Source organism: Verrucomicrobiota bacterium, assembly GCA_037139415.1.
GTDB lineage: Bacteria > Verrucomicrobiota > Verrucomicrobiia > Limisphaerales > Fontisphaeraceae > JBAXGN01.
The window spans coordinates 1-9,115 of the sequence record JBAXGN010000251.1; the positions used below are offsets into that span (position 1 = coordinate 1).

General features: G+C 55.6%; 5 protein-coding genes. 1 reads left to right on the forward strand and 4 read right to left on the reverse strand.

Annotation, left to right across the window (positions count from 1 at the left end; genetic code table 11):
- Positions 1–1,078 precede the first annotated feature (1,078 nt).
- A complete protein-coding gene (locus WCO56_27185) occupies positions 1,079–2,461 on the forward strand; it encodes a hypothetical protein (protein MEI7733286.1) in 1,383 nt (460 codons plus the stop codon).
- 37 nt (positions 2,462–2,498) lie between these two features.
- On the opposite strand, the gene WCO56_27190 is transcribed toward WCO56_27185, so the two are convergent.
- The 4 genes from WCO56_27190 to WCO56_27205 all read right to left on the reverse strand — a co-directional run bounded on the left by WCO56_27190 (position 2,499) and on the right by WCO56_27205 (position 8,969).
- Entirely contained in the window at positions 2,499–3,350 is an 852-nt protein-coding gene (locus tag WCO56_27190; GenBank protein MEI7733287.1) for an SDR family NAD(P)-dependent oxidoreductase, read from the reverse strand.
- Between the two features lie 14 nt (positions 3,351–3,364).
- A complete protein-coding gene (gene uxaC / locus WCO56_27195) occupies positions 3,365–4,762 on the reverse strand; it encodes a glucuronate isomerase (GenBank protein ID MEI7733288.1) in 1,398 nt (465 codons plus the stop codon).
- Positions 4,759–6,813 (reverse strand): glycosyl hydrolase 115 family protein, encoded by a 2,055-nt coding sequence (locus tag WCO56_27200; GenBank protein MEI7733289.1) that lies wholly within the window; start codon positions 6,811–6,813, stop codon positions 4,759–4,761. The genes uxaC and WCO56_27200 overlap by 4 nt, the downstream gene beginning before the upstream one ends.
- Positions 6,814–7,070: 257 nt before the next feature.
- Positions 7,071–8,969: an endo-1,4-beta-xylanase gene (locus WCO56_27205; protein MEI7733290.1), complete on the reverse strand. Its 1,899-nt coding sequence runs from the start codon at positions 8,967–8,969 to the stop codon at positions 7,071–7,073.
- Positions 8,970–9,115 lie beyond the last annotated feature (146 nt).

Below are 9,115 nucleotides of genomic sequence, written 5' to 3' on the forward strand. Positions count from 1 at the left end.
AAAGCCATCGCCGAAAGTACCAAAGGAGAATCCAAAAAGAAAATCCCAAGGGGATTCCGGCCTCCAGCCCAGGGTTGGCCGTTGGGGGCAAAGGGGAACGGGCCTATCATAAGTCCACGCCGCCAGAGAGGATAAACCCTGTAGGGGTTTCGGCCTTTGGTCCCGCCGCAGCCCATTGCCACAACCCCTTCAGGGTTGGGGAATTAACGAACCGCCAAACCCAGGGTGGCTCGTGCCTCGCTGCTGGGCTGGAGGACACAACTCCGTTGGAGTTGCCGCCCGCATCCCGGAGGGGATGATAGAAATTAGCCAATCGCCCAGGTAGATCGGGAGAATCCCAAGGGGATTCCGGCCTCCAGCCCAGGATTGGACCGTTGAGGGAAAAGGGGAACGGGCCTATCCTGGGTCCCAACCGCCAGAGAGGATAAACCCTGTAGGGGTTTCGGCCTTTGGTCCCGTCGGGATGCCAGAAACCATGCCCGGATCAATGCCGTTTTGCAATTGACCGGCGGGGCCTTTTTAGGGATGGTCGGTGCCATGATAACAAACTGGCACCCGAAAACAATGGACGGGAAGGGCGTTCAAGAAGACTGGTAGTCGTCATCACGTCCTATGTTTGGCGGGAAACCTAAGCCAATAGAGCAGACCACAGCCAAAGACATTTGGTGTGCGGCGTTTTTTGGCTCGCTGATTGGCAGCGGTATTTTTGTCGGTTCATTTTTCAGCAAGCAGCCGGAGTGGTTCTTGTGGGTCATTCGCTGCTTTTGTGCAGTATGGTTGGTTGGCTGGTGGCGGGGCATCTTCCGTTGGCGTCGCCATTTGGCCGAATATCAGAGACAGAAATGCAATCATTGACGGCTAACAAGATCACTGGACCGAACGCGGACGGGCCACGTCAGTTTCCAAACCCGACGTCACTGGCCGCCCGCGTCGGTCAGTTCTACCGTTAGATCGCATGATCACACTACAGAAGTACATAATGGTGATTTTGTCGTTACTGATTCTCATGGCTGGCTGTTCATCTCCACCACGCCATCTTAGGATGACACGCTTGGATCGAGTTGTAATTAGTGATCCAGTGTCAGCCTTCACGAATGCTTCGTCGCAGGCAAGCGCACCGATCACCCTCAAGCCGGGCGCGTATTATTTTGAATTCGATGGTCATCAGGCCTTCCTCTTTGGGCGCAATCCCACGGGTTGGAAGGTGGCACAGTTCGAGCCGTTGCTGGGCTGGGCGCGCGAGTCTGGTGAAAGAATTGCCCGCATTCATATCACAGTAGGCATGGTTCCCAAGGGGGCGCCGGGGAAGCTGGATGAAGCCTGGGCAAGGCAATGGGAACAGGTGTTTCTCCTGGCGGCCAGCAACGGGGTGCAGGTGTTGCCAGTATTTGATGCTTGGGCGCGTTGGAATGATGGCAGCACGGGAGGCGCGCCAGCAGAGTGGCTCCAATGGAAATCGAATCCCCACAACCGCGCATTGGGCGGCTCCGCCAGCCATCCCGGGGAATTGCTCAAGGATACCGAATGCCGCAAGCTCTGGCTGGCTTGGGCCGCGCAACTGGTCGAGCGCTGGCAGGCTTTGCCGAATATTTGCGCCTGGGAGATCTTCTCCGAACTGGATCTGGTGACTGGCGCGAACGAGGCGGCGGCGCTGGAGTTTGCCAGCCAAGCCGCTGCCGTCATCCGTCGAGCGGATCCGCGTCGTCGGCCAGTCACCGCCTCGCTTTCTGGGATGGAGGAGTGGCCGAAACTTTTTGCCAGTGACGCCTTGGATATTATTCAGGTGCATCCCTACGCCAGCGATCCGCGCTTCAAGGGTCAGTTGGATGAGATGATCCTTGGGTCGGTGCGGGCACGTCTGAAGACGTATGCCAAGCCGGTCTTGATCGGGGAATCCGGACTGGCTGCGGTGCTGGATGCTCCGAGTAAGCAAACCAGGTTGGTCGGTTCACCGGCGGCGCAGATGGGTATTCGAAACGCCATCTGGGCGGCGATTGTTTCCGGTGCGATGACGGGCCGCATGTTGTGGTGGGAAGACGGCTATGACCTATACTCCAAGGAAGACCTGCGCACACCGTACCGTCATGCCGCCAGTTCCGCGGCGAAGTTTGTGGCGGACGTTGATTTTTCTGGATTCCAGCCGGTGGAAGCGACGTTGCCGGGGGAACTTTTCGGGGGTGCCATTGGAAATGAGAAAATAGTGTTGGGCTGGTTTCGTGACGCGCGATGTCGAGCACCCGACTGGGCGGTGCGAAACATTACGACGCAAGTTGTCCAACTCAAACTGCCGGGGAACAACGCCGAATGGCGGGCGGAGTTTTACGATACCACGGATGGCAAAATCATGGGAGCCAGGCGTGTGCGCACCGTGTCGGGTTTGACGACCGTCCCGCTGCCGCCCTTTGCGGGGGCCGTTGCCCTCAAGCTTGTTCATTTGCAAAACCAGTCCGGGTCAAATTGATCTGGTAAAGCTCCTTTGATACGGCGCATCAACATATTTAAACTCCAGCGGAAGCCAGAAACCCACCGTCCACAGGCACAGTTATACCGGTGACAAAGCCGGCGGCTTCGTCATCCAGTAGCCAGCAAACACTCCCGATTAAATCGGCGGCTGCCCCAAAGCGTTTCATAGGGGTGTGGTTCAGCACGTTGTTACCGCGTTGGGTGGGGCGCCCTTGTTCATCCAATAGAATCTTGCGGCTGCGATCATTAAGAAAAAATCCTGGAGCCACCGCGTTTACCCGAATGCCGGCCGGAGCCAGGTACGCCGCCAGCCATTGAGTGAAATTGACCACACCGGCCTTGGCCATGCCGTATGCCGGTACCCGCGAAAGCGGGCGGGTGCTGTTCATGGAGGCAAAGTTCAAAATGCCACCCCGCCCTAAGCCAGCCATTTCGCGGCCAAAGACCTGGCACGGGATGACGGTGCCCATGGTGTTGATCCGCAGGACATCCAGGTAACGGTTTGGATCCAGGTTGAAAAAGCCGCGCAACGTCTCCGGTTTGGGCGCGGCGATCTCATCCGGTACAAACTCCGTGGTGGTAGTCACCGCCTCCATCTGGTTGCCCCCGGCGCTATTGATCAGGAACGCGCACGGTCCCAGTTCAGCCGTGATCTGCTGCCGGGTTAGCTCGAGTCCCGCAGTATCGGTTACATCCACGGCATACGACCTGGCGGTGCCGCCATCGGCACGGATGGCGGTTGAGACCGTCTCCAGTTTTTCCAAGGTGCGCCCAAGCAGCGCGACGCGGGCTCCACGCCGGGCCAGTTCCACGGCAATGGCCGAGCCAAGAGTTCCGCCCGCACCCGTGACGACCGCCGTTTTATTTTGAAAAAATGAGGTATGCATAATTGTTTCAGAGTTCATAACAAAAACCAGCGCCGGGCGTTTTCATAAGCAATATCCCGGACATAACGGCCCAGCAGCGCTTCATCCAGAGGCATCAGGCCCGATTCGACCTGTTCGCCAAGGAAATCGCACAGCACCCGCCGAAAATATTCATGACGCGTCATGGAAAGTAAGCTGCGGGAATCCGTGGTCATGCCAATGAACGCTGACAGCAGACCGTAATTTGCAGTTGCTTCAAGTTGTTGGCGAATGCCCCAGGCGTGATCATTATACCACCAGGCCGGTCCAAATTGAATTTTCCCACGGATGCCGTCTTCAGCATAAGCGCCAGTCAAGGTGGCCAAGGCGGCATTATCCGCAGGATTTAACGGATAAAGAATGGTGCGTGGCAGGGCCGATTGTTGTTCCAGATCGTCAAAGAATCGGCATAGGCTATGGATGTTGCTGGTTTTACCAATGCCCGCATACCCGCCGGCGGGGCCGGCTAGTTTACGCAACCGGGTGCTGGTGTCTCGCTGGGCACCGAGGTGCAGTTGCATCGCCCAACCGCGCCGGCCATATTCACCGCCAAGGAAAAGCAGCAGTCCGGATTTGAGTCGCCCAAAATCCTCTGGGGAAAGCGCGCCACCGGAAATCCTGCGGTTGAACAAGGCGGCAGTCTCATTTTCGGCAGAAACCAGATAATAAAAATCGTCCAGCGCGTGATCGGCCAGCCGGCAGCCCAACTGATGAAAGACGTCGAGTCGTTGAAGCACCGCTTGCCTAAATGTGGCGAAGGAATTGATGACGGTTCCCGTGGTGGTTCCAAGCTGTGCAAGCCAAACGGGATACGTTGTCGCTTCAATGGCCAGGAGGTCATCGCCGCGCAAGGATGGCAGCACGCGCGTGGCAAAATCGGTTTTCGCCAGACACGCATGCGTCTGGAGGTCGTCGGTTAACCGATCCGAGGTGCAGAGGCACTCCACATTTGTCTGCTGAATGAGCCCGCGAGCCGAGCAGGTCTGTGAACGCAGGCAGTCATTTGCGTGATGCCAGATTTTATCCGCCGTGACGGGGGAGAGCATTTCGGAAATACCAAAGTAGCGCTGCAACTCGAGGGCGGACCAGTGGAAGAGCGGATTACCGAGCGTCTGTGGGACGGTGGCCGCCCAGGCATCGAATTTTTCGCGGTCGCCGGCGTTTCCAGTGATGAAGCGTTCCGGCACACCCGCAATCCGCATGGCCCGATGCTTATAGGGATCATTGACCAGCCAGAGCTGGGCAAGGTTATCGAATGAGCGATCCGTGGCCAGGTCACCAGCAACCAGATGACAATGGTAGTCAATGATCGGCAGTGCTTTGGCGTGCTCATGAAACAGACGCTGCGCAGTCCGCGTTTTCAACAGGAAATGATCGTGGATCAGTTTGTTCATGGTTGGGCTCCCATATCCGGGCGGGTCGGTTTTACCTGGCGTGCCTGTTCCAATACCTCTTGAGTGCGTTTTAAGGTTGCCGATATATTCAGTTTTTTACAGCCGCGGTACCAGTTTTCCCATTCGCCACGGCAATAGCGCTCTGCCAGGCTGGGAATCCGGGCAAAGGCTGCCTCGGCTTGCGCCAGCGCATCAATGCAAGCGGAGTGGTTGTCCAGATCCAGAGCTTCGTGCGCAATTTCAACGTGTTCCAGCCACGAGCAGGTTTGAACCATGATGGCGCCTGGGTAGATCAAATTATCGTTAAGAAAGAACGCCTCGGTTTCCGGGAGTGCGGCAGCGGCAGATCGCGCATGGAGCAGCGCCAAGGTCAGACCGGCTTTTTGGGCTGCCAGCCGCTTGATGGTCTCGCGCCGGCCAAGGCTGCGCGGGTGCATGTCGTTTAGCCCGGACCAGAAGGCATCAGCCTTCGCCAGGGATACGCGTTCTGTGGCTTGGTGCTGGCGATTCACCTGTTGGTTCTTTTCCGGTTCGGCATCCCGGCCAATTTTATTTCCTTTCAGGTTTTTGGCGAGTTGTCCGAGCACGGTGTTGCCCGCACCGAACATCTGACCGTCCATCAGAAACGGCACTTGCTGCGCGTCGTGAATCTGCCAGGCGTTGAAATAGACCTGATAGGCCGTGGTGATTTTATCCCGTTGTTGTGAAAACCTTTCCCGCACCCATTCCGCCAGCCATTCATCGGGGACGAACGAGTTCATTCGCCACGTCATATTGGCCGTTGCGTCAATACCCAGTACGAACTCGCGAATATTGGCGACGTTGAAGATTGCATACGTTCCGGCTCCCTTCTCGACGGCGGTCTTCAGACATTCAAAGGTTTTGTGCGGTGAGGCCACCTGGGTCAAGTGCGGGCCGGATCCGATCAAACCGTGGTGGTAATAGACGCCATAGGTATTCTTGGGATTGCGCGGCGTCGAATAGAAATCCGGCTGCCACTTCCAACCGGGCGAGTTGTCCGCGAAGACAATGATTGTCCCTTCCGGGATGGTGAGCAGTTGTTTCTGATTCAGCGCCGAACCTTCCGCCCAAAGCGTGGTGGAAAGGTGGCGCGGCTGACGCGGACACACTTCATCGAGAATTTTCACTTGCGCGGCCATCGCTTCGGAGATTAATCGCCCGCGGTCGGCATCGGATTGTGGCGTGTTCGGGTCGGCCATCCACATCGGCCGATCAGCGATGCCGCGCAGGCCAAGTTGCCAGATCACATTGGGATAGGCAGCCCACTTCTCCGCATAAGCACGCCAGACTTCGCGCACTTCGGCTGGATGGCTAAAATAGGAGTATTTTAGGTCCCGGCCGCGCTGCTTCCAATAATTGAAATAGCTGAAGGCACTTACTCCAAGCGGTTCAACGTGATGCTGCGAGACGAACACACCGCGGCGCGCGCACTCTTCCACCAGCGCTGCTTCCGGCGGGTTCATAATGTCAACAAAGCTGGCGGGGATGATCAGGTTGAAGCGGCTGCGCACCAGCGCCTCCGCCACGGCACGCATCACCTCGCGATGCACCACTTGCCCGTAGTAGGGATAATCAATCTGGCGCTTGCCACCGCTCTCCTTCCACTCGGTCAGCAAGTCCTCGTCGTTGATAAACCAGCCGCGAAACCGGAAGGAAGGCTCTCCAGAGCTGAGTTTCACTTCGTCCCACGCCAGGGTTGCCTGCGGCTGAGGTGGACGCGAGGACCAGTAATAGAGTGGGTCCACGCCGATATATTTCTCGATGAACGCATACAGCCCGAACATGGTCCCACGCTCGTCACTGCCTGCGATGATGAGTCGTGAATCAACAGTCTCCACCCGGTAGGCTTCCCATTTGCCTTTCAAGCCGTCACCAAATCCCGGCGCGAGCTTTTCCAGCAGGGCGGAGGATTCCGGGCGGTTTAATGAAACTACCACAATACTGTTGTCATCCGCACGCGTCACGAGGGGAGGGGCTTTGCCGGTAATCTTTCTCGTGTCGCTGATGAGGTCTTCCACCGCGAGCCGCACGCATTCGGATTCGCTTTCGAGTACGCATACTGTGGCGGTCGGGCTTGATGAGACTAGCCTGAACCCAGTGCGACTCAACGCAGTGCCAGAGGCGCGGATGACTGGCGTTGAAGAGGCAAACAATATAATAAAAAGCAGGCAAACCTTTGTGAGCCAAAGCGTGTTAGCACAAGGACGGAGTAGCAATGAAGTATGGGGCATGGTTAAATGCATGGTTGCGAGTTGAGTTTTTATATGCGGCGTATTCATACCTTTAGCTATGGCTTGCCATTAATTTCTGCAACCCCGCTTTGGCGAACGAACGGTTGTTTATAAACCAATGTCGAATCGGCGCTTAAATTCACAGTATCCACAAATTCTTCGGTCCCGGTCTGGATGGTGACTTTATAAACACCTTTGAATCCGCGCAGCGTAGCCTTGCCCTCTGGATCCACCTTCAAGGTAGTGGCTGGTGTCCACCATTGATTGAAAACCAAATCAATAAAGGGTTTGCCCGCTAGTTTTAAGTTCCAATTAATGTCAAACAAAGGCGCTCGCTTGGCATAGTGGGCACCATCCCAGAAACCCCACATAATAAAACCATCGCTATGCGGGTGGCTAAAGGTGATGGTCAATAGGTCGCGAAAATAGGCGGCTTCCAGGGACGCGGGGGCCAGGGTTTTGTTATCGTATTCGGTGAGTTTTACCGTTCCGCCGGTAATTTCATGGTAATCCTCAAAATGGGCGTACATTTCCTCTGGCGGAATCATGTACCGGAAATGCGCTTGAAAACCAACGCCATCTATCTTGCCTCCCTTGGCCACCACCTCCTTGACGATTGACCTGAAGAAATCGCTATTCACATAAAAATTGCTCAAATGAGCCTCGTTCATATATTTTTTCACAGAAGGATCCATTTGGTGTACCCGGTTAAAAATATCGGCATACACTTCCCGGCCGGTCACATAGCCGGGTGTGCCTTTGAATGCGTTGGCAATGTCCACGTTGCCGGTCGGTTCATTGATCACGTCCCATTCCTTGATGACCCCTTTCATGCCGGGGTAATTCAGCATTTCGTCCAGATGGGCGTTGATGCGCCTGGTCAGATTGGTCAGATTTGAAGCTTCATTTTTTAAGTTTTTGGGGGAATTTTTCCAGCCCGGCCAGACCAGGGTGTGTCCACGCACTCGTATCCCATGATCGGAAAGCCATTTAACGGTGGCGGCTTTTTTGGCTTTCGGATTGCCCCAATCACCCTCCCAAGCGGCCCACTTGTGTCCATTCTCGAACACCACTTCACTAAACCCATGCCCTTTTCCGTCGAGGTTGAACAGCTTTTCCTGATACGTGTTGCCCTGACTTTTGTCGCCAGTAATCTTCCCTTCATTGATGGCGGTGCCAAAGGCGTAGTCATGGCGCAACATTTCGAGCTTCACTTGCGCGCCGGTGATCGGGGCATTGTTTTTATCGAGGACCACAAACCCCAGGTTCGCTTTTCGGTATTGCTCAATGCGCGCCGCCGCCGCCGCGCGCCAAGGGGCCTCGGGCTCCATCCCCGCGTATTCATCGTTGCTCACCGTGGGCAACGATGACAGCGGACGCGATTGCTGGTAATTGATTAAGGCCAAGCCGCCGATTTGCATTGTTTGCGCCGCCACCCCCAATTGCAGGGCAAATTTGGCACCGCCGGGTGCGTGATTGCCTTTTGCTTGGAACGGCAGCAGATACTGTTTCCAACCAGTCCCCACTCTTTGTTCAAAGGCCAGTTCCTTGGTGTAGGTTTTGTTATTTTCAAAGGTAAAGCATCCCATCCCAATCTGATTTGGGGCGGAAATGGTACGCGCCCAGAAAACCAGCAGCAACCGATCGCCAGCCGCAATCGCCTCGCTGGTATTTAAAGACAGGCCAGCATTCCAAGGGTTTTGCGGGACGGTTGCGATGGCAACCTGGGTTGCCTTCGTGAACGGCTGGTCGGGAATTTGCACCAAGGTTTTAGTGCCACCACTTCCTGAAGTGTTCGCTGCGTTGGCTGCTTCGTTGGGCGGAAATACCCAGGTACCTCCGGTAATCCCGTACTGCGTTTGCCATGTGCTTTTAAGGCTGGCGTGGTAATTATCTTCTTGGGCAACTACATTGCCCAAGAGGAAAAGGAAAACATATGCAATCAGGGCTTTCATGACATTTTCAAGGTGCCAAAATTGGCCTTACTGCTGTTTTAGCTTCGTCTCCGTAAACGCCAACTTTTCGGTGTACACCTTTAAATTGCGAAACACCATTTTCGTGTGGACCATGCAGCGGATGGCGATGTGTCCGTAGTTCAAGA